This window comes from Acidovorax bellezanensis, from assembly GCF_025421555.1.
GTDB classification, from domain to species: domain Bacteria; phylum Pseudomonadota; class Gammaproteobacteria; order Burkholderiales; family Burkholderiaceae_C; genus Comamonas; species Comamonas bellezanensis.
This window is the reverse complement of sequence record NZ_JAODYH010000017.1, coordinates 330,058-351,701: the sequence shown is the minus strand read 5'-3', so window position 1 is coordinate 351,701 and position 21,644 is coordinate 330,058. Positions and strand designations below refer to the sequence as shown.

At 65.5% G+C, this 21,644-nt stretch carries 19 protein-coding genes; 4 read left to right on the top strand and 15 right to left on the bottom strand.

Annotated features, from left to right (window positions below; genetic code table 11):
* Positions 1-30 precede the first annotated feature (30 nt).
* From N0K08_RS22690 to phnA, 6 genes are all read right to left on the bottom strand, one after another.
* Entirely contained in the window at positions 31-876 is an 846-nt protein-coding gene (locus tag N0K08_RS22690; protein ID WP_261502701.1) for an ABC transporter permease, read from the bottom strand.
* A gap of 3 nt (positions 877-879) precedes the next feature.
* Complete coding sequence (locus N0K08_RS22685; RefSeq protein WP_261502699.1) at positions 880-1,836, bottom strand: ABC transporter permease; 957 nt, start codon at positions 1,834-1,836, stop codon at positions 880-882.
* A gap of 40 nt (positions 1,837-1,876) precedes the next feature.
* Positions 1,877-3,445 carry an ABC transporter substrate-binding protein gene (locus N0K08_RS22680; protein ID WP_261502698.1) on the bottom strand — a complete coding sequence of 523 codons (1,569 nt, stop codon included), beginning with the start codon at positions 3,443-3,445 and terminating at the stop codon, positions 1,877-1,879.
* 159 nt (positions 3,446-3,604) lie between these two features.
* A complete protein-coding gene (gene phnY, locus N0K08_RS22675; RefSeq protein WP_261502697.1) occupies positions 3,605-5,050 on the bottom strand; it encodes a phosphonoacetaldehyde dehydrogenase in 1,446 nt (481 codons plus the stop codon).
* Positions 5,047-6,144: an iron-containing alcohol dehydrogenase PsrA gene (psrA, locus tag N0K08_RS22670; RefSeq protein WP_261502696.1), complete on the bottom strand. Its 1,098-nt coding sequence runs from the start codon at positions 6,142-6,144 to the stop codon at positions 5,047-5,049. Before psrA ends, phnY begins: the two co-directional genes overlap by 4 nt.
* Before the next feature lie 9 nt (positions 6,145-6,153).
* Positions 6,154-7,392 carry a phosphonoacetate hydrolase gene (phnA, locus tag N0K08_RS22665; protein WP_261502695.1) on the bottom strand — a complete coding sequence of 413 codons (1,239 nt, stop codon included), beginning with the start codon at positions 7,390-7,392 and terminating at the stop codon, positions 6,154-6,156.
* Between the two features lie 232 nt (positions 7,393-7,624).
* Here phnA and N0K08_RS22660 point away from each other — a divergent pair, with 232 nt between their 5' ends.
* Positions 7,625-8,488, top strand: a complete 864-nt coding sequence (locus tag N0K08_RS22660; protein WP_261502694.1) for a LysR substrate-binding domain-containing protein — start codon at positions 7,625-7,627, stop codon at positions 8,486-8,488.
* Positions 8,489-8,518: 30 nt separating this feature from the next.
* On the opposite strand, the gene N0K08_RS22655 is transcribed toward N0K08_RS22660, so the two are convergent.
* From N0K08_RS22655 to N0K08_RS22630, 6 genes are read right to left on the bottom strand one after another with little or no spacing between them, the layout of a single operon-like run.
* Entirely contained in the window at positions 8,519-9,991 is a 1,473-nt protein-coding gene (locus N0K08_RS22655; RefSeq protein WP_261502693.1) for an aldehyde dehydrogenase (NADP(+)), read from the bottom strand.
* Between the two features lie 7 nt (positions 9,992-9,998).
* Entirely contained in the window at positions 9,999-10,994 is a 996-nt protein-coding gene (locus tag N0K08_RS22650; RefSeq protein ID WP_261502692.1) for a tripartite tricarboxylate transporter substrate binding protein, read from the bottom strand.
* Between the two features lie 29 nt (positions 10,995-11,023).
* The gene (locus N0K08_RS22645) at positions 11,024-12,169 is read right to left on the bottom strand and encodes an alpha-hydroxy acid oxidase (RefSeq protein ID WP_261502691.1); all 1,146 of its coding nucleotides are present in this window, start codon (positions 12,167-12,169) and stop codon (positions 11,024-11,026) included.
* On the bottom strand, positions 12,166-13,077 hold the full coding sequence (locus tag N0K08_RS22640; protein ID WP_261502690.1) for an NAD(P)-dependent oxidoreductase: 912 nt from the start codon (positions 13,075-13,077) through the stop codon (positions 12,166-12,168). The genes N0K08_RS22645 and N0K08_RS22640 overlap by 4 nt, the downstream gene beginning before the upstream one ends.
* Before the next feature lie 33 nt (positions 13,078-13,110).
* A complete protein-coding gene (locus N0K08_RS22635; protein WP_261502689.1) occupies positions 13,111-14,307 on the bottom strand; it encodes a fumarylacetoacetate hydrolase family protein in 1,197 nt (398 codons plus the stop codon).
* Positions 14,307-15,278, bottom strand: coding sequence for a Bug family tripartite tricarboxylate transporter substrate binding protein (locus N0K08_RS22630; RefSeq protein WP_261502688.1), 972 nt, complete (start codon positions 15,276-15,278; stop codon positions 14,307-14,309). The genes N0K08_RS22635 and N0K08_RS22630 overlap by 1 nt, the downstream gene beginning before the upstream one ends.
* 273 nt (positions 15,279-15,551) lie before the next feature.
* Between N0K08_RS22630 and N0K08_RS22625 the strand changes: the two genes are divergently transcribed.
* The 3 genes from N0K08_RS22625 to N0K08_RS22615 are packed head-to-tail and all read left to right on the top strand — an operon-like array spanning position 15,552 to position 18,548.
* The gene (locus N0K08_RS22625) at positions 15,552-16,334 is read left to right on the top strand and encodes an enoyl-CoA hydratase/isomerase family protein (RefSeq protein ID WP_261502687.1); all 783 of its coding nucleotides are present in this window, start codon (positions 15,552-15,554) and stop codon (positions 16,332-16,334) included.
* Between the two features lie 34 nt (positions 16,335-16,368).
* Positions 16,369-17,589 (top strand): CaiB/BaiF CoA transferase family protein, encoded by a 1,221-nt coding sequence (locus N0K08_RS22620; protein ID WP_261502686.1) that lies wholly within the window; start codon positions 16,369-16,371, stop codon positions 17,587-17,589.
* Between the two features lie 32 nt (positions 17,590-17,621).
* Positions 17,622-18,548, top strand: a complete 927-nt coding sequence (locus N0K08_RS22615) for an amidohydrolase family protein (RefSeq protein WP_261502685.1) — start codon at positions 17,622-17,624, stop codon at positions 18,546-18,548.
* A 6-nt stretch (positions 18,549-18,554) separates the two neighbouring features.
* Here N0K08_RS22615 and gcvA read toward each other — a convergent pair whose 3' ends face one another.
* From gcvA to N0K08_RS22600, 3 genes are read right to left on the bottom strand one after another with little or no spacing between them, the layout of a single operon-like run.
* Positions 18,555-19,406, bottom strand: a complete 852-nt coding sequence (gene gcvA / locus N0K08_RS22610; RefSeq protein WP_261502684.1) for a transcriptional regulator GcvA — start codon at positions 19,404-19,406, stop codon at positions 18,555-18,557.
* A 16-nt stretch (positions 19,407-19,422) separates the two neighbouring features.
* Complete coding sequence (locus N0K08_RS22605) at positions 19,423-19,773, bottom strand: phosphatase PAP2 family protein (protein WP_261502683.1); 351 nt, start codon at positions 19,771-19,773, stop codon at positions 19,423-19,425.
* A 36-nt stretch (positions 19,774-19,809) separates the two neighbouring features.
* Positions 19,810-21,462: a methyl-accepting chemotaxis protein gene (locus tag N0K08_RS22600; RefSeq protein WP_261502682.1), complete on the bottom strand. Its 1,653-nt coding sequence runs from the start codon at positions 21,460-21,462 to the stop codon at positions 19,810-19,812.
* Positions 21,463-21,644: the final 182 nt, after the last annotated feature.

Genomic DNA, 21,644 nt, shown 5'->3' with positions numbered 1-21,644 from the left:
TCACTTTCATGAGACTTGGAAAGGCGCTGCTCATGCCGCGTCCTGGCCACGCGTGGCATCCAGCCCCAGCGCACGGGCCAGCGCCTCGGCGCCGAAATTCAGGCCCAGAACCAGGGTGGCGATGAAGAGGGCCGGCGCCAGCACCAGCCAGGGCGCATAGGCCAGCTGGCTGACGCCTTCGGAAACCATCAGGCCCCAGTCGGGCGTGGGCGGCGAGATGCCCATGCCCAGGAACGACAGCGCGCTCAACAGCAGGATGGCGTGCGACATGCGGATCGCGAACTCGACATAGACCACGTCCAGCGTGTTGGGCAGCAGCTCGCGCAGGATGATGGACAGCGTTCCTTCGCCGCGCAGCTGCGCGGCCTTCACATAACCCAGGTTGACCTGGGTCAGGGTCTGCGCACGCACGATGCGCACCACGCCGGGGAAATACACCATGCCGATGAGCACGATCAGCACCGGCAGCGACTCGCCGAATCCCACCGTGAACAGCGCCACGAACAGAATCCCCGGCAAGGCCAGCTTGAGGTCGACGATGCGCATCATGATGTCGTCGAAAATGCCGCCGAGGTAGGCCGCAGCCACGCCCAGCATGCTGCCCACGCTCACCGCGACGACGACGCCCGTGAAGGCCGCCAGCAGTGACGTGCGCCCGCCCCATAGCAGGCGCGACAGGTAGTCGCGGCCCAGTACATCCGTGCCCAGCCAGAACTCGGCGCTCGGCGGTTCGGCCCGACCGCCGTTGAGCGACATCGGATCGTAGGGAGCGATCCAGGGAGCCGCCAGCGCCAGCGCCAGGTGCAGCAGCACGATGCCGATACCGAACAAGGCGGCAGGACGCAGCAGCGCGTGATAGTTGATCTTGAGCATCATGGTTCAACGGCTCCGGGCACGGGGATCGAGGGCGACGACCGCAAGGTCGGCGAGCAGGTTCATGGTGACGACGGCCAGCGCGGCCAGCAGGCTGACGGCCTGGACGATGGGCACCTCACGCTTGTCCACCGCCTGCAGCAGAATCATTCCCAGGCCCGGGTAGCCGAACACCTTCTCGACGACCACGATGCCGCCGAGCAGGCCGGCGACATACAGGGCCGCCGAGTTCAGCGCGGGAATCACCGAGGCGGGCAGCGCGTGCCGCAGGATCAGCCGCAACTCGCTCAGCCCGGTGAAGCGGGCGCGCTCCACATAGTCGCTGGCCAGCGCCTCGATCAGACCGGTGCGAATGAGCTGCACCAGGTGGGCAATCGAGCCGAAGACGATGGTCGCCACCGGCAGCACCGAGACCGCCAGCAAGGTCGACGGCGGCGCGTCGGCGAAAGCGAGGATCACCGCCGGGAAAACGGGTATCCAGATCGCGAAGATCAGCACCAGCAGGTTGCCGGAAGCGAACTCCGGAATCGAATAGCCGATGACCGCGCCCATCGACGCCAGCGTGTCCGGCAGCCGCCCTCGCCAGTACGCGGCGATGATGCCCAGCAGCAAGGACGTCGGAATCGCCACCAGGGCCGTGACCGCGGCCAGCAGCAGCGAATTCTTCACGGGCTCGCGGATGATGTCGATGACCGGCGTGCCCCCGAGGATGGTCTTGCCGAAATCGCCGCGCACCGCCCCCGCCAGCCAGGCCACGTAGCGCACCGGCGCGGGCTTGTCCATGCCCAGCTCACGCCGCTTGCGTGCCAGGTCCTCGGGGTTCATCATCGCGACCTCGTCCGCCGTGAGGCTGACTTCCAGCGCATCGCCGGGCAAGACCTCGGTCGCGACGAAGACCAGCAGCGAAGCGAGAAAAAGCGTCAGCGCATAAAGGCCTATGCGCCGCAGAAAAGTAAGAAACATGGTGGATCGCCCTGTGTGAAAGTGAAGGACTGGGCAAGGCTCAGGACTTCCAGACCTCATCAAAGCGCATCGACCAGAACTGGGAGTGGTTGCGCAGCCCCTGGACGTTCGGCTTGTGGATCAGGAGATTGCGCCGACCGCCGGCGGAAATGACGGGCACTTCGTCGCGCAGGATGTCCTGCATACGCACATAGTTCGCTCGGCGCTTGTCGGCCGACGGCTCGGCGAGCGACGCCCGGTAGAGCGCCATGTACTCGTCGCAGCCCGCACCGCGCCAATAGCCGCTCTCGTTGTTGTCCGGTCGCAGCCGGTACAGGCTCACGCCCGGATTGCGCGGGCCGGCCGGGGTGTAGGCGAAACGGTGCTTGCGGGTTTTCTCGGCGTCCTCGACGCGCCATTGCCTATAGCCATCGCTAGGCCTTTGCTCGATCGGCAAGGTGATGCCGGCCTCCTTCACCGATTCGGAAAGCACCTGGAACACGCGCGCCACTTCAGGCCAGGTCGCGGTGTAGTAGAAGGTCGGCAGCTTGATCCCATTGGCATGGCCGGCCTCGGCCAGCAGGGCGCGCGCGCGGGCAATGTCGTGGATGCGCTGCAGGGGCTTGAAGGAGGCGTTGGCCGGCGTGAGATGCGAGTCGTTGCCGACCCAGCCGGCCTTCTTGCCGTAGACAATGCGAATGATTTTTTCGCGGTCTATCGCCAAAGCCAGCGCCTGCCGCACCCGCTTGTCATTCAAGGGCGAGCCTTCGACCTTGGGGATGACCATCAAGGCCAGGTCACCGCTGTTCGACAGGTTGTACTTGAGGTCGGGCGTGCGCTCCAGGTCGGGCAGCAGACCGGGATCGACGCCGATCACCGCGTCAAACAGGCCGCCGCGAAAACCATTCAACGCCGCCTCCATGCGGCCCGGCGAACTCACCACTTCCAGGCGGTCGAGGTAAGGAAAGCCCGGGCGCCAGAACTTCTCGTTGCGCTCCAGGATGATGCGCCGCTTCGGGTCCAGGTTGACGATCTTGAACGGACCGGTACCGATTCCCGACAGGCCGATCTTGTCCTTGTCCGCGGCCGGCATGATCATCAGGTGGTACTCGGCGAGCACATACGGAAACTCGCTGTTCGGTGCGTCCAGCGTCATGCGCACCTTCTTGCCGACCTTTTCCACATTGACGATCTGCTTCGCGTATCCGGTCGATGTCTGGTGGAACTTGTACGAAGAAACCACGTCATCGGCCGTCATCTCGCGCCCGTCATGGAACAGAACGCCTTCGCGCAGCGTGATGTCCCAGACCTTGAGATCATCGCTGGACTCCCAGGCCGTGGCGAGCTCTGGCTGCACTTCCAGGTTCTCGTCCACCCAGGTCAAGGCGTTGTATGCGCTGCGGTTGTTCAGATCCAGCCAATGCTGGGGGTGCCGCCCGGTACGCGCATCGCCCATCCGGTTGTTGGGATAGGTGTTGGTATAGACCAGGCTTCCGCCGCGCTTGGGCTGCGCAGCCATAGCCTCCTCGGGCCACAGCAGGTCACCCAGCGTCAATGCCGTGGCGGCGCCCGCCCCCATCAGCAGGCGGCGGCGCATGGCATCCATCTGGTTCATTTCGATCGGTTTCATCGTTGTCTCCTTCTAGGTATGAGCGCGCTTCACCCGCGCCTTTCGGTCCAGGCCCGCCACGCGCCTGTGCAGCGTGCAGCGGGAATTGCCGAGTCCTATTTTCAGCGGCCAGCAAGGGCGATTTTCGAAACGCATCTGCTCCTTGCCGGACCGGATGCATCACCAGGGCAAGGTAAACGTCTTGCAGTTGGTAAACGACTTGATCGCCTCCTGAACGCCCTCCTTGTAGCCAAGACCGGAATCCTTGATGCCGCCAAAAGGCGTCAGCTCGATGCGGTAGCCGGGGACTTCCCAGAGGTTCACGGTCCCGACCTTGAGTTCCTTGGCAAAGCGGGTCACGTCATCCGTGCGGTTGGTGCAGATGCCCGAGGACAGACCGAAGGCCGTGCCGTTCGAAATGGCGATGGCTTCGTCGATGTTGGCGAACGTCAGGATGGGCGAGACCGGGCCGAACGTTTCCTCGCGCACCACGGTCATCTCGGGACGCACGCGGTCCAGCACGGTCGGCGAGTACAGCGCGCCTTCGCGCAGATTGCCTGCCAGCAACCGGGCGCCCTGGGACACGGCTTCGTCCACCACCTGCTGGAATCGCAGGGCCGCGGCGGCGTCGATGACGGTGCCCATGTCGTTGTTCTTGTCCATGGGATTGCCGTACTTCCAGGCCCGCGTCTTCGCCACCACGCGCTCCGTGAAAGCACCGGCGACCTTCTCGTGCACCAGCATGCGTTTCACGGCGGTACAGCGCTGACCGGAGTTCTTGTAGGAGCCCTGGACGGCGAGATCGCTGGCCCGGTCGAGGTCGGCGTCGTCCATCACGATCAGCGGGTCGTTGCCGCCCAGCTCCAGCACCACGCGCCGGTAGCCGGCCTTGGTCGCGATGTACTTGCCGATCTCCACGCCGCCGGTGAAAGTGATCAGATCCACGCGCGGATTGGTCAGCAGCTCATCGGCGATCTCGCGGGGATCGCCAGTGATGACCTGCAGCATCTGCGGCGGCAGGCCCGCCTCGTACAGTAGATCGGCAAAATACAGGGCCGACAGCGGCACCTTCTCCGACGGCTTGAGCACCATGCGGTTGTTGGTAGCCACCGAAGGCACCACCTTGTGGGCCACCTGGTTCATCGGATGGTTGAACGGCGTGATGGCCGTGATGACGCCCAGCAAGGGTTCCCGCGTGGTGATCACCTTGCGGCTTTTGCCATGCGGCGTGAGATCGCAGGAGAACACCTGGCCGTCGTCGCGCAGCGCTTCGATGGCGCCGAAGTTCAGCACATCAGCGACGCGCCCGATCTCGTAGATGCTGTCCTTCTTCGACAGGCCGGACTCGCTCGTGATCAGCGTGGACGCCTCTTCCGTGCGCTCGCGCAGCAGCGCCGCGGCCCGGTTGAGGATGGCCGAGCGCTCATAGCGCGACAGCTTGGGCACGTAGGCATGGGCGATCTCGTAGGCACGCCGCACGTCTTCCAGCGTCGCCATGGGCACCGAGCCGACACACTCGCCGTTGTACGGGTTGCGCACGTCGATGGTGCGGTCCGTGTACACCTTCTCACCACCGATGCGCAGTGCCTCCGCGCGGAACTCAATGCTTTCAAGAACAGTGCTCATGCTGCCTCCTTCTGTGCCGTGCCGATGAAGTTCTTCCCGCGCGCGCCCGTCAGCGCATGCGCCACCATCTGTTGCGCCTCTTCGTCCGAGACACCGTAATCCGAGAAGCAGGTCCGCACGCCGAGCTGCTCGATGAAAGCGCTCAGACGCTGCGGCGCGCTGTCCAGGGGGCCCAGTGCCTGTGCGAGCACGGCGTCGCGGGCCGGGTCCTGGCCTATCGCGCGCTGCAGGACCATGGGCAGTGGGAAGGAGCAGGCAATGCCATGCGGCAGGCCGTAGCGCAGCGTCATCTCGTAGGAAATGGAATGCGCGAGCGCGGTCCGTGTGTTGGAAAAAGCCATGCCCGCTTTCAGCGCGGCCAGCGCCATGCGCTGGCGCAGCTGCACATCGTCCAACTGCTGCATGAGAGAGGGCAAGGTCGCGAAGATCTCCTGCACCGCCGCCACGGCAAAGGTGTCGGACACGGCATTCGCGTTGACATTCCAGATCGACTCCAGCGCATGCGACAGCGCGTCCAGGCCGCTTTGCAGCGTCACCGACGCCGGCAGGGACAGCATTAGCTCCGGATCCACGACGGCAATGCTGGGCCAGGTCTGCGGCAGGTGCAGCGAATGCTTGCGCTGGGCCTTGCGGTCCCAGATCGTGGCCCAGGGCGTGACTTCGCTGCCCGTGCCGGCCGTCGTCGGCACGGCGATCAGCGTCTTGAGCCGTGCGGGAACGAACGACTCGCCCGCGACCAGCGCCGCGATCAAGTCCTTGAAACGCCCGCTTTCGGTGCCCACCATCAGCGCCTTGGCCGTGTCGATGGAACTGCCCCCGCCCACGGCGATCAGCACTTCGGCGCCTTGCGGATCGCTCCAGAACGCCTCGTAGAGCGGCTGGAGTTCGGCCACATCGGGGTTGGGCAGGACCGTGTCGATCACGCCCACCAGCAGGTCGCCCAGCAAGTCCTGCAGACGCTGCACCAGACCGAACTGGCGGGCCTCGGGAAACGTCACGACGACGGCCTTGCGGCCGGCCAGCAATTGAGGCAGGGACGCCAGGGCCCCGGCCCCGTACACGCTGCGCACGGGATTGAAGAATTCGTGGGTCATCGGTGGCCTTCAGAGCGTGGCGCTGGCGTGGTTCAGGGCCAGATCGAAGACATCGAAATTGCGCAGGCGACGGCCAGGCGCCACGCCGCGCAGCGGACGGTTGAACAGCAGCGGCACCTTCTGCTCGGACACGCCGCCGTGGGAGCGCAGCGGCACCGTGAGGCCCGTCAGGTCATGCCTCAAGGCGCTGGTCCCCAGCACGGTCAGGTGATCGCCAATGACGATCAGATCGCCGATGCGATCACCGGCGAGCTCGAACCGCTGAACCGCCTCGTCACGCGTCAGCACCTGCTCCACGCCCGGCAGATTGCACAGCACCGCACGCACCTGGTCCAGCGGCGCACGATTGGCGTGCACCGTCGCGAAAGAGCCCAGTGCACCGTGGTGAACCACATAGGGGTCGGTGATCGGCAAGATGACGCGGGTGCTGGCTTCGCCGAGCAGCGCATCGAGTTCCTGCTGGAGGTAGAGCACGCGCGGATTGCCCGCGGCATCGGTCTTGGGGCTCATGCCATGGTCGGCGGTCAAGGCGATCACCGCGCCCAGCGCATCCAGCTTGGCCAGGTAGCCGTCCATCATGGCGTAGAAGGCATTGGCCTCCGGCGTTCCGGGCGCGCACTTGTGCTGGACGTAGTCGGTAGTGGACAAATACATCAGGTCCGGCTTGCGTGTCTCCAGCAGGCGCACGCCGGCCGCGAAGACGAACTCGCTCAGATCCGCGCTGTAGACGGAAGGCACGGGCTTGCCGACGAGCTCGAGCACCTTGTCGATGCCGCATTCGGCGACCGTGGCCTTGTCGGCCTTCTCGGCGGAGAAACAAATGCCCTTGAGTCCATGGCCAAGCAAGGTGCGCAGCTTGTCCTTGGCCGTCACCGCCGCCACCAGCGCGCCGGCATTCGCGAAGGCCGACAGCAGGGTCGGCGCGCGCAAGTACTCGGGGCTGTTCATCATGACTTCCCGATCGGCGGCTTCGTCATAGAAGTAGTTGCCGCAGATGCCATGCACCGAAGGCGGAACGCCGGTGACGATGGAAACGTTGTTGGGGTTCGTGAAGCTGGGAATCACGCAGTCGCCCAGCAAGGAGCTGCCCTGGGCCAGCATGCGCTTGAGATAGGGGGCGGCACCGGCCTGGATCGCCTGGGTGATGTAGTCAGGCTCACAGCCATCGACGCAGACCACCACCACGGGTGCCTGGGGCTTGGCGTAATGTCGTCCGTTGGACTGGACGGTTTCGGGTTGCGATGTCATTGGGGAGCTCCTTTTTGATGAATGCACGCTGGCGGGTCCCGCTGGGGCCACAGGCCTGTTCATGGGGTGATCGACGCGGGCGTCAGATCCGTGATGGACTTCTCGCCGAGGGGAATTCCTTGGCGCTGGACCTCACTGTCCGGTGAAACAACCTATTTATCAAATTCAAAATTTTTGACTTTGATATTCAAAAAATCTATAGTTCCACAGGGAATCCACCGAGAGCTAATCCATGCGTTTGACCCAATTGCGTTCCTTCCACGCCGTGGCCACCACCGGCAGCTTTACCGCGGCGGCCCAGAGCCTGCATGTGAGCCAACCCACCATCACCACCCAGGTCGGACAGTTGGAGGAGCTGCACAAGGTGGAGCTTTTTCATCGCACGGGAAAGCGCGTTCTGCCGACCGAAATGGGGCAGCGGCTGCTGCATCTTTCCCGCCAGATCTTCAGCCTCGAAGCCGAAGCCCTGCAGCTGCTGCGCGAGTCCGGCGAGCTGCGAACAGGGCATTTGCGCGTGGCCGCCGTCGGCCCGGCCCAGGTGACCACCATGCTCGCGGCCTTCCACCAGCACTACCCTGGCATCAAGGTCTCGGTCAGCACGGGAAATTCCCAGGAAGTCCTGGGCCGGCTGACCGACTACAGCGCCGACGTGGGCGTGCTCGCCCATGTGGAAAGCGACCGGCGCTTTGTCTCCATTCCCTACAGCGACCACCCCGTGGTGATCTTCTGCTCCACCCAGCACCGCTTCGCCAAGCGGCGCGTGATCTGCATCGAAGAGCTGGCCGGAGAGAAACTCATACTGCGGGAAACCGGTTCGACGACGCGCAAGGCGCTGGAATTGGCGCTGAAGAACGCCGGCGTCGAGACCCACGTGGTGATGGAAGTCACCAGCCGCGAAATCATCCGCGAAGCCGTGGCGCAGGGCCTGGGGATAGCGGCCGTGTCCGAAGTGGAATTCATTCCCGGACCTGGCCTGCATGCGGTCCGCCTGGAAGGCGCCCAGGTCCGCACCCATGTGCACATGGTGTGCCTGTCGGAGAGGCGCGACATGCGCATGGTCCAGGCCTTCTTCGACGTCGTCGGCCGGGAGCCTTGAGAGCCGCGGCGGGGCCCGCCGCGCGCAAGCCTAGTACCGCTGAATCAGCCAGTCGGGCGCATCCTGCAGCGCCACCGGGCGCAGAAAGCGGTCCATGGCAGCCAGGCCCACCGATGTCGTCGCGGGCGCGGTGGACGCGGGATAAGGCCCGCCGTGCTGCTGCGCCGCCGTCACGGCCACGCCCGTGGGCACGCCGGCAAACAGCACCCGGCCCGCCACCTCGGTCGCCCTGTGCACCAGGGCATGGACCTCTTCGGTGACTTGCGCTGCATCGCCATCGATGCCCCAGATCGTGGCGGTCAGCGTGCCGCCGATGGCTGCCAGCACCTCGAGCATCTCGTTCATGGCCTGCGTGCGCACCACCAGTGCCGCGGGGCCGAACACTTCGTGTTGCAGGGCCGGCTGGCGCAGGTAGTCCGCCGCCGACACCTGCACCAGCGTGGCTGCAGGCGTGGCCGCCGCGTTGCCCTCCAGGCCCGCCAGCACCTGTGCCCCGCCGGCATGGCGCCAGGCATCCACACCGGACTCGAAGTTCCGCCGTATGCCCGCCGTCAGCATGCCGTGGGGCTGAAGTTGCGACAGCTGCCCGGCCAGCGCGTGCACAAAGCCATCGCCCGGCTCTCCCTGCGGCACCAGGATGACGCCAGGGCTGGTGCAGAACTGCCCCGCGCCCAGGGTGATGGACTGCGCCAGGGCCGCTGCGCGTTCCGCCGCTCCCGACGCGAGCGCACTGGGCAGCACGATCAATGGATTGACCGAGCCCAGTTCGCCAAAGAAGGGAATGGGCCGTGACCGGGCCGCGGCGAGGTCGGCCAGCGCGCGCCCCGCCTGGAGCGATCCTGTGAACGCCACGGCGGCCACGGCCGGAGCCTGGACCAGCCGCACGCCCACGGCGATGCCAGCGCCTTGCACCAGCTGAAACACAGCGGCCGGCAAGCCGCATTGGGCGACTGCCGCCTGGACCTGCTCGGCCAGCGCCAGCGACAAGGCCGGGTGCGCGGGATGGGCCTTGACGATCACCGGGCAGCCTGCGGCCAGGGCCGACGCGGTGTCGCCGCCAGCGACGGAGAACGCAAACGGAAAATTGCTGGCCGCGAACACGGCCACCGGCCCCAGCGGCACGCGGATGCGCGTCATGCGCGGCCGCCCGACTGGCGCAGCGCCGGCCACGGCCGGCTCGTCCAGCAGCAAGTGCACCGCGCCCTGGTCCAGGGCCAGCGCGAACTGCTCCAGCTGGTAGACCGTGCGGTCCAGCTCGCCGTTGAGACGCGGCAGGCCCAGCCCGGTTTCGCGGTCGGCCAGGGCGACGAGCGCCTCGCGCGCCGACAGCAGCCGCTGGCCCATGCTGCGCAAAAGTTCTGCGCGCAGACCGGGCGTGGCGCGGGCGAAATCGCTGGCGACGCTTTGCGCCTGCCGCGCGGCCAGGTCTATGTCTTGCGCTGTGGAGTCGGCCCAGGAAGCACCATGGGCCATGCCCGTGCGGGCATTGATGGATTCAAGCATTTAGGGTTCAGTTCTTGTTGCTGATCTGCGAAGCAATGCCTTTGAGCGCAGCGCTTTCCTTGTCCATGCTGGCGGCAAAGGTCGCAGCGTTTTCATAGGTGTCGGTGGTGAAGTACTGCTTCTCCATCACTTCGCGCAGCGCGGGCTCCTGCATGGATTTTTCGGCCGCGACCTTGAGCACGTTGACCACCGCATCGGGCGTGTCCTTGGGCACGGCCAGCCCGCGCCAGGTGCCCAGCACCAGGTCCATATTGCGTTCGCGCAAGGTAGGCGTTTTCTCCAGCCCCTTGATGCGTTTTTCGGACATCACGCCCAGCGCCTTGAGCTTGCCGGCGAGCACGTTGGGAATCACTTCGGGCGCGCTGGCGATGACGGCATCGATGTGCCCGCCGAGCAAGGCCAGCAGCGCGGGCGAGCCACCGGGATAGGGGATGTAGTTGAACTGCGCCTTGCCCTTTTCGGCCAGCGCCGCGGAGGCCATGTGCCACATCGAGCCCTGGCCGGCATTGCCGACGCGCACATTGGAGTCGGGCTTGCGGGCGTGGGCCAGGAACTCTTCTATCGTCGAGTAAGGCGCATCGTCACGCACGACCAGCACGGCGGGGTCGGCGTTGAGTTTGGCGATGGGCCGCAGCGCCTGCTGGTCGAACTTGGCCAGGCCCAGGTGGTGCAGGAAAGTCACCTCCACCGTGGTCAGCGCCACCTTGTAGCCGTCGGGCCGTGCGCGTATCACCTCCTGCCAACCGACCACGCCCGCGGCACCGGGCCGGTTGGCGACGATGATGCTCTGGGGCAGGTGCTTGGCCGCGGCATTGGCGAAAGCACGAGCCATCACATCGGCACCACCGCCCGCCTGGTAGGGCACGACCAGTTCTATCGACCGCTGTGGATAGGGTGCAGTCTGTGCGAGGGCCGGGGCGGCGCCCATGGCCAGCAGGGCGGCGCCCGCCACCAGGTAGTGGCGGCGTGCGGGACGGGTCATCTTTTTCAAGGCATTGCTCATTTTTGTCTCCTGAGGATTTGTGGGTTTTTTTATGTCGCCAGCAAGATGGATGCATCCACCTCGCGGATGTCGGTCTTGCCGCAAAAGGCCATCGTCAAGTCCAACTCTTTGTGGATGATTTCCAGGGCGCGGGTGACCCCTGGCTCGCCCATGGCACCCAGGCCGTACAACATGGCACGGCCTATGTAGACGCCCTTGGCGCCCAGGGCGACGGCCTTGAGCACGTCCTGGCCTGAGCGCACGCCGCCATCCATGTGCACTTCAATCTGCCGGCCCACGGCCTGCACGATGGCAGGCAGGGCCCGGATGGACGATGGCGCGCCGTCCAGCTGGCGCCCGCCATGGTTGGAGACGATGAGCGCATCAGCGCCGCTGGCCACCGCGAGGTGCGCGTCCTCCACGTCCTGGATGCCTTTGAGAATCAGCTTGCCAGGCCATTGGCGGCGTATCCAGGCGATGTCATCCCAGTTCAGCGCGGGGTCGTATTGCTTGGAGCTCCAATCGGCGAGCGACGTCATGTCGTCGACTCCCTCGACATGGCCGATGATGTTGCCGAAAGTGCGCCGCTTGGTGCCCAGCATGCCCAGGCACCAGCGGGGCTTGCTGGCCATGTTCAACAGGTTCAGCAGGCTCAGCTTGGGCGGCGCGGACAGGCCGTTCTTCAGGTCCTTGTGGCGCTGGCCGCTGATCTGCAGATCCAGCGTCACCACCAGCGCCGAGCACTGGGCGGCCTTGGCGCGGTCTATCAGCCGCTGGACGAACTTGCGGTCCCGCATCACGTACAGCTGAAACCAGAACGGGTGGCCTTGCGTGCCTTCGGCCACATCCTCGATGGAGCAGATGCTGACCGTGGACAGCGTGAACGGCACGCCGAAATCCTTGGCGGCCCGGGCGGCGAGGATTTCTCCGTCGGCATGCTGCATGCCGGTCAGGCCCGTGGGTGCGATGGCCACGGGCATGGCCACGTCCTGCCCGACCAGGGTCGAGCGCACCGAGCGCTGCGACAGATCACGCGCCACGCGCTGGCGCAGCAGCATCGACTGGAAATCCGCGGCATTGGCGCGGTAGGTACTCTCCGTCCAGGAGCCCACGTCCACGTAGTCATAGAACATCTTGGGCACGCGCTGCTGCGCCAGCACCCGCAGGTCTTCGATACAGGTGATGACGGAACTCATGGCGCGCCCCCTGCTTGCCGTGCAGCGGCTTCGCTTTCATACAGCCGGATGATGGACGCGGAGTCGGCCATGGCAGCGCCAGCGTCCACATACTGCGCAAAGCGCTGGGCCGCGGCTTTCACCAGCGGCAGCTCGCATTGCAATGCATTCGCAAACGCGGCCACGGCATCCATGTCCTTGGACAGCTGGCGTGCGTAGCCTATGGGCGGATCGAACGCGCGGGCGTGGATGCGCGGGTAGACCTTCTGCAGCAGCGTGCTGTCGGCGAACCCGCCTTGCAGACAGGCCGGCAACCGTGCGGCGTCAATGCCCGACGCTTCGGCCAGCAGGGCCGCTTCGCTCATCAGCACAAAGCCCGCACCAACGATCGCCTGGTTGATGATCTTGGCGGTCTGCCCTGCCCCGCTGGGGCCCATGTGCGTGACCTGGCTGCCCAGCGCATCCAGCACCGTCTGGGCCTGCTGGAAGTCCTGCGCGCGCCCGCCGACCATGATGGTCAGCTGGCCGTTGCGCGCCGCTTCGGGTCCGCCGGACACCGGGGCATCCAGCCATTGCATGTCGGCCTGCGCAGACACGAACTGGGCCAGCGTGCGCGTGGTGTCGGGAGAAATCGTCGAGAAATCGATGACCAGTCGGGCCCTGCACGCGGGCTGCGTGGCCAGGCCTTCGGGGCCTTGCGTGCAGTGCGCCACCGCCGCGTCGTCGAGCACGCACAGCATCACGATGTCGGCGCTCTGCGCCACCTGCGCAGGGCTGGCCGCGGGAATGGCGCCGGCGGCAACAACCGTACCGAGCCGGCTGGCCTCGCGGTTCCAGACCGTGACCTCGTAGCCCAGCGCGCGCAGGCGCAGCGTCATCGCTTCGCCCATCAGGCCGATGCCGATAAAACCAATGTGAGGCAGTGTCATAGGAGAGTGTGAAAGTGAAAACCAGGCCCGCTTTTACAGCAGGCCCCGGGCGGCCAGATTGCGCATCAAGGCGCTGATGCCGAACTGCCAGGGAGGCAGTTGATCGCTGCGCCCCACGCTGTTGACCAGGCCGCCCAGACGCGGGCTGTGGATGGTGACGACATCGCCCAGGTGGTGCGTGAAGCCCGAGCCCGGCGCATCGCGGTCCTTGGTGGGAGCGAACATCGTTCCGCAGAACAAAAACATGCCATCGGGGTACTGGTGGTGCGCGCCCATGGCGTGGCCCACCAGTTCGGTAGGCGAGCGGCTGATGTGCTGCATGGAGCTGTGGCCGTCGAGCTCGAAGCCGTCCAGGCCGGACACGGTCATGGCCACTTCCGCCGAGTCAATGTCGGCGAGGGTGAACTGCGCGTCCAGCAGCCGCACAAAGGGGCCTATGGCGCACGAGGCGTTGTTGTCCTTGGCCTTGCCCAGCAGCAGTGCGCTGCGGCCTTCGAAGTCGCGCAGATTGACATCGTTGCCCAGCGCGGCGCCCACGATCTGCCCCTGGGCGTTCACGGCCAGCACGATCTCGGGTTCGGGGTTGTTCCATTCGGAACCGGGGTGCAAACCCACGGTGGCCGCATGGCCCATCGAGGACAGCGGCGCCGCCTTGGTGAAGACTTCGGCGTCGGGGCCTATGCCCACTTCCAGGTATTGCGACCACAGGCCCTGGGACGACAGCACACGCTTGAGTTCCATGGCCTGCTCCGAGCCCGGCGCAATGCGGGCCAGGTCATCGCCCACGATGGCTGTCATGGAGCTGCGAATGGCGTGTGCCTTGTCGGCCTCGCCGCGCGCCTGCTCCTCGATCACCCGCTCCAGCATGCTCGCCGCAAAAGTGACGCCGGCCGCCTTGACCACCTGCAGATCGCAGGGCGCCAGCAGATGGCGATGCAGGGTGTCGCAGCCATGCTCCAGACTGCTTTGCAGCCACGCCTGCAGCGGCCCCAGGTCGGTGGCCTCGGCTTCGCGCGCCAGCCACAGGCGATCGCTGCGCTCCAGCAGCGCCGACATCGTGGGCGTATGCGCGCTCAGATCGTAGAGGCGATCACCGCGTACCGCGACCACGCAGGGGCCGGCAAGCGCCGTGCCATCGGGCGATGCCGGGCGCCAGACGCGGCCCACCAGAGCGGCAGCGGCGGCATCGACGGGCAAGGTCTGGGAGACTGAAAAACGGATAGCGCTCATTACACAACCACCTTTGCTTCGCGAATGACATGGGCCCACTTGGCTTTTTCGCTGGCGATGAACGCGGTAAAGCGGGCGGAAGTGCCGCCGCCATCCTCGGCACCAAACGCCACGAGTTTCTCCGCCACGGCGGGGAGTTTCAGCACGTCGTTGACGTCCTGGTTGATGGCTTGCACCAGCGGCTCCGACATGCCGCCCGGGCCTACCAGTCCGTACCAGGTGCTGGCATCAAAACCGGGGTAGCCCATCTCGGCGAGCGTGGGAATCTGCGGCTGTGCCTTGGCGCGCTGCAGGCGCGTCTGCGCAATCGCCACGACCTTGCCGCTGGCCACATGGGGCGTGGCCGAGGCCATGGTTTCAAAGCTGTAGTCGATCTGGCCGCCAAGCAGGTCGGCGAGCATGGGGGCGGAGCCGCGATAAGGCGTGTGCAGGGCGCTGATGCCGGCGCGCATCTGGAACATTTCCAGCGCCAGGTGCTGGATGGAGCCGGGCCCGGCGGAGCCGAAGCTCACGGCCCCAGGCTTGGCCTGGCAACGCTGAACAATGGCCGCCAGCGTCTGCGCCTCTTGCTCCCGGCGGCAAATCAGCAGGCTGGGCACCACACCGACCAGAACAATGGGGCGGAAGTCGCGCTCGACGACATAGCCCAGGCGCGGATGCAGGCTGGGTGCGACCGCATGGTTGCTGAAGTTGGTCATCAGCAGCGTGGCGCCATCCGCAGGCTGTTTGGCCACATATTCGGCGGCGATCACGCCTGCGGCGCCGGCCTTGTTTTCCACCACCACGGCGCGGTCCCAGCGTTGGCTCAGCTGCTGCGCGATGACGCGCGTCACCACATCGGTGCCGCCGCCGGGCGGGAAACCCACCAGGATGCGAATGGAGGTCTTGGGCAGCAGGGACCGCGCGGTGCTGGCATGGCCCATCAAGGGCAATACCGTCAATCCTGCGGCCAAAAGATGGCGTCTTTGCATGGCTTGTCTCCTGAAGTCGTTGTTGTTGTCGCCCTGTCTGCGTGAGGAATGCCGGCAGGACAAAGGCAGGCTGAACGGTGGCTAGTGTAGGAAGCGCATGCAGCAACAACAACGTGAAATTCCTCTGGCTGAGGGCGAGTTTTTCTCATGCAAAAGCGGCCGAGATTTTCTCGGGCCAGGGCCCAGTTTTTCTCGGTTGAGCCCGCGCAGGGGCCTGCCTAAACTTGCCCGCAACGGCGATATGTGACCGGTTTTATGAAGGCTTTCGACACCATGGACGACTCGATTCTTTTGGCGCGCGACGATCAGCACATCGTCACCCTCACGCTCAACAGCCCCGACAAGATGAACGCCATGAACCTGGGCATGTGGCAACGCCTGGGCGACTTGATGCAGCAGCTGGACGCCGACGACACGGTGCGCTGCATCGTGGTGACCGGCGCGGGCGAGCGCGCTTTTTCCGCCGGCGCCGACATTGAAGAATTTCCCCAGACCCGCCTGAACAAGACCCAGGCGCTGGCCTACGGCAAAGTCACGCACCGCGCGATGCAGGCCATGGCGCAAAGCCGCCACCCCACGCTGGCCGTCATCCACGGCGCCTGCGTAGGCGGCGGGCTGGAACTGGCCTCGGTCTGCGACATGCGCATCTGCGGCGAATCCAGCCGCTTTGGCGCGCCCATCAACCGCCTGGGGCTGGTGATGTCCTATGGCGAACTGTCCGGCCTGGTCAACCTGGCCGGGCGCGCCGTGGCCCTGGAAATCGTGCTCGAAGGACGGGTATTCGGCGCGGCCGAAGCACTGCAAAAAGGCTTGATCAACCGCGTGGTGGCGGACGCTGCCGTGCGCGATGAAGGCCAGGCCGCGGCGCGCCGCATTGCGCTCGGCGCCCCCTTGGTGGCGCGCTGGCACAAGCGCTTTGTGCAGCGCCTGGAGCAACCCCAGCCGCTGACCGAAGCCGAGCAGGAGCAGGCCTACGACTGCTTCGAGACCGAAGACTTCCGCATCGGCTACCAGGCCTTTCTGGCCAAGCAGCGCCCCCAGTTCGTCGGCCGCTGATGCGCTCGCTCCACCCACCTCACTCCCCATTGCCATGACACTTCCTCTTTCGCGTATCCGGGTTCTCGACGTCAGCCAGATCATGGCCGGCCCCTATTGCTGCATGTTGCTGGGCGACATGGGCGCCGACGTCATCAAGGTGGAAACGCCGGGCGTGGGCGACCAGACCCGCCGCGCCATGGGCTTCAAGCTCAAGGGCGACGACAGCGGCGGCTTTCTGGCCCTCAACCGCAACAAGCGCAGCGTGGAAATCGACCTGAAGAACGCCCAGGGCCTGGAAGCCTTCTACGAGCTGGTGCGCAACGCCGACGTATTGGTGGAGAACAACCGGCCCGGCGTGGCCGCGCGGCTGAAGATCGACTACGAGACCTTGCAGGCCATCAATCCGCGCCTGGTCTACGCCAGCATTTCCGGCTTCGGCCAGACTGGGCCCTGGTCGCGTCGCCCCGGCTTGGACTTGATCGCCCAGGCCAGCAGCGGCGCCATGAGCGTCATGGGCGAGCCCGATGGCGCGCCCATGAAGTCCAGCGTGCCGTTTGCCGACCTGGGTGCGGCCCTGTTTGCCTCCTATGCCATCCTGAGCGCCGTCATCGGACGCGAGCAGACGGGCGCGGGCCAGTACATCGATGCATCCTTGTTCGAAACAGCGCTGGGCCTGTCCATCTGGGAGACGGCCGAGTTCTGGGGCACGGGCCGGGTGCCTACGCCGCTGGGCAGCGCCAACCGCATGAGCGCCCCCTACCAAGCGATGCGCGCGGCCGACCGCTACTTCGTGGTGGGCGCGGCCAACCCCAAGCTCTGGACTGCCTTGTGCGAAGTCGTGGAGCGCACCGATCTGCTGGCTGACCCGCGCTTTGCCGGCAACGTCGAACGGCTGCAGAACCGGGCACCGCTGATCGCGCTGCTGGAAGCCGAGTTTGCGCGCCGTCCCGCCGACGAATGGGTGGAGCTGCTGCTGGCCGCGGGCGTGCCGGCAGCGCCCATCCAGAACTTCGAGGAAGCCCTGGCCTGCGAGCAGTCCGTGGCGCGCGAGATGGTGATGGAAGTCGAGCACCCGGTCGAAGGCAGGGTGAAGATGCTGGGCTTTCCCGTCAAAATGCGGGGCACGCCCCAGCAGATCCGCCGGGCCGCACCGCTGCTCGGCGCGCACACCCAGGAAGTTTTTGCCGAGCTGGGCCTGTCGGCTCAGCGCATTGCGCAGCTGCAGAACGCCGGTGCGTTTGGCGCGGCCAGGAAGACGCTGGAGCCCGCGTGATCGACGCTTTTATTGACTGAATGCCGCTTTCCATGGACCACGCCCCCCCCGTGCCGCCGCCCTTCATCGACGCGCACCACCACTTCTGGGACCTCGACCACAACCCGCATCCCTGGCTGCAGGACGAGCCCGTTGCCCACTTCCGCTACGGCAGCTACGCAGCGCTCAAGCGCAACTACCTGCCGGAGGATTTTGCGCGGGACACGGGCGCCTGCGCGCCCGCGGCCAGCGTGCATATCGAAGCGGAATGGAGCCGGGCCGCGCCCGTGGACGAGACCCGCTGGCTCACGACGCTGGCCCAGCGCTACCAGCGGCCTTCGGTGGTGGTGGCGCACGCGGATCTGGCGGATGCCGAGGTGTCGCATGTGCTGGCCGCGCAGGCCGCTTTTGCCATGGTGCGCGGCATTCGCCACAAGCCCGTGGTGTCCCTGACGGCGCAGGACGCGCGCCGTGGAGAGGCCGGCTCCATGGACGATGGGCGCTGGCGCGACGGCTATGCCTGGCTGGAAAAGTTCGGCCTGTCTTTCGACCTGCAGGCGCCCTGGTGGCACCTGGAGCAGGCGCTGGATCTGGCGCGCGACTTCCCGGCCACGCCGCTGGTGCTCAACCATACGGGCCTGCCGTCGGACCGCAGCGCCCAAGGCCTGGCCCGTTGGCGGCAGGCCCTTGCGCGTCTGGCCGACGCCCCCAACACAGCCTTGAAAATATCGGGCCTGGGCCAGCGGGATGTGCCGTGGACGGCCAGTGACAACGTGCCGGTGATCCAGGACGCGATCGCCATTTTCGGCGCCGACCGCTGCATGTTCGCCAGCAACTTCCCGGTGGACAGTCTGGTCACCAGCTACGGCGCCATCGTGTCGGCGTTTGCACAAGCCATCGCCCCCCTGGCCCCGGCCCAGCAGCGCGCGCTGTGGGGCGGCAATGCGGCGCGCATCTACCGCATCGCCAACTGGGCCTAGGCCCGCTCACACGCTGGCCGCGAGCTCCTTGCGCATCCACTGCACAAAGGATTGGATGCGCGCATCGGTGCTGCGCTCCTGGGGGTAGACCAGGTAATAGGCGTGCTCCACCGGCAGGCTCAGTTCGGGAAACAGGCGCACCAGCCGGCCCGCCGCCAGGTCCTGCTGGACCCAATTCTTCTTGACCAGCGCCACGCCTTGGCCGTCGATCGCCGCATCGATGACCAGGTGGCTGGGCCAGAAGGCAGGCCCGCGGCTGGTGTCGATGTCATGCATGCCCATGTGCGCCAGCCACGCCGCCCAGTTGGGATTGCTCACATCGTCATACGTGCTGTCGTCGTGCAGCAGCACATGCTGGCTCAGGTCGCTCAGTTCGTTGATAGGGTGCGCGCCCTGTTGCAGCGCCGGGCTGCACACGGCAATCACATCGACCGACAGGCACAGCTCGGCCTGCAGGCCGGCATACACGCCACGCCCGTAGCGCACTTCCATGTCGACGTCGTCGCGGGTGAAATCCACCATGTGCTTGGAGGTGGAGATCTTCAGGTCCAGCCCGGGCAGCGCCTGGGCCAAGCCGCGCATGCGCGGTATCAGCCATTTGACGGCAAACGTGGGCGGCAGATTGATCTTCAGCGCCGGCGAGCTTTGCTCGCGGTGCAACTGGTAGGTGGCCACGGCCAGCTGGCGAAACGCTTCCTGCACGCCTGGCAGATAGGCCTTGCCCGCGGGCGTCAGCGTGAGCGTCTTGGAATCCCGGATGAACAGCGCGATGCCCAGATTGGCTTCGAGGGACTTCACCTGGTGGCTCACGGCAGACGGCGTGACGAACAGCTCTTCGGCCGCTTTCGTGAAGCTCATGAGCCGTGCCGAAACTTCAAAGGCCCGCAAAGGGTTCAAGGGGGGGATTTTCCGGGGCATGGTCTAAAGCTCGGCTGGGGAATGTCGGACCCCAGAGGATAGCGAACGCGCGGTCGGCCACGCTGCGCAGCGCGTCTGCACGCTCGGGGGCTATTTCGGTCAGCGTGCGACGCAACAGCAGGTTCAAGTTCGGCGTGGTCTGCTCGGAAATATTGACATCCAGCGCACAGGAAAAAGTCGAGGCGGCCTGTGGGAATGGGAGGTTGGCGTCCTTGACGGCCAATGCCCCGCGCAGCCCGTCGCGCAGAGCCGTCAGCGTGCGAAAGGCCTCGTCGTCAGCCGCCTGCACCGGAGGAGCGGGCAGCACGGGCCATGCCAGCCCATGCGGGTGCCGCGTGGTGGACTAGGCCTCGTAGGCGACGGCACTGGCCGCCACGCGCTTCCTGGGGGCCTTGACGGGCTGGGCCTGGGCCGTCTGGAAAGCAGCCTCGCCGCCGACGCGCGTTGTCTGCTCGTTCTCGGACAACTTGAAGACCGCCACGGCCTCCACCAGCGACTGCGCCTGGGTGTTCAGGCTGCTGGCGGCGGCCGCCATTTCCTCCACCAGCGCGGCATTCTGTTGCGTCGTCTGGTCCATCTGTGTGACGGCTTCGCTCACCTGGGCCATGCCGGTGTTCTGCTCATGGCTGGCGGCGCTGATCTCTCCCATGATGTCGGTCACGCGGCGAATCGACGTGACCACTTCGGTCATGGTTTTGCCGGCCTGGTCCACAAGACGCGAGCCCTGCTCCACGCGTTCCACGCTGTGGTTGATGAGCTGCTTGATTTCCTTGGCCGCCTCGGCACTGCGCTGGGCCAATGCGCGCACTTCGCCCGCCACCACGGCAAAGCCGCGGCCTTGTTCGCCCGCGCGCGCTGCTTCCACCGCCGCATTCAAGGCCAGGATATTGGTCTGGAACGCAATGCCGTCGATGACGCTGATGATGTCGGAAATCTTGTGGCTGCTTTCATCAATGCTTTTCATGGTCTCCACCACCTTGGCGACCACTTCGCCCCCCTGGGCCGCCACGGAGGAGGCACTCACGGCCATTTGATTGGCTTGGCGGGCGTTGTCCGCGTTATGGCTGACCGCCGAGCCCAGCTGCTCCATGGCTGCCGCGGTCTGCTCCAACGCGCTGGCCTGCTCCTCGGTGCGGCCTGACAAATCGCTGTTGCCTTCGGCAATCTGGGTACTGCCGGCGGCCACGCCCTGGGCATTGCCACGCACGGCGGTCACGGTCTGCACCAGGCTTTGCTGCATGCGTTGCAGCGCGCTCAGCAGATGGCCCATCTCGTCCTGAGACTTGACCAGGATTTTCCCGCTCAAGTCACCACTCGCCACCCGGTCGGCGACCTCCACGGCCTGTGCCAGCGGACGCGTGATGGAGCGGGTGATGGTGACGGCCATGAAAATCGCCAGGACCAGGGCAACCGCGCCGGTGACCAGCACCTGCCGTCCCAGACTATCGGCCGCGGCTTCAGCCTGCTGACTGGCGGCGTCCGAACCCCGTGTCTGGTGATCCAGCAGCTCACGGATGGACCGCTGGTATTCCAGCTGAACGGGGCGCAGCTGGATTTCCAGCATGGTCTGGGCCTCTTCTCTTTGGCCTTGCGCCAGCAGTGCCAAAAACTCATCGCCGGATTTACTGAAGGCAGTGCCGCGCTTGCCAATCTCCGCCAGCATGGTTTTTCCCTGGTCAGAGCGAACGAGCTGAGCGAGCGCCTTCATTTCTGCATCGATATCGGCACGGTTCTTCTGGATCGAGGCACGTGCTGATGCCTGGATCTTCTCTGTCGTGAAGAGCGCCAGATTGCGGAACTGAATCGCTTGCTCATTGCCACCATCCGTGACATTGTTCAAATTCCGAATGATGGGGATGGCCCTTTGGGTGATCTCTTCCAGTTCAGCGCGTTGCGTGGACGATCCCAGGAGTGCCACCCCTCCGAGTATCAGCATCAGTACCGTCATGATGATGAATGCGGCAGTCAGGCGCGTGGAGATTTTCAAGCGGTCCATTCATGATTCCTTCAATGGGTGAATCGATGTCTCTTAATTGAAATAATATGTAACTTAGAATGAAAAGTGTATCTTGTTTGTCTTTGGTCAAGGTGCAACTTTTCTTCTGTTGCTAGAGAACACCTCCCGGACTGCGCAAAAGCAAAAGCCTGCTATGCAAAACATAGCAGGCTTTTTTTACT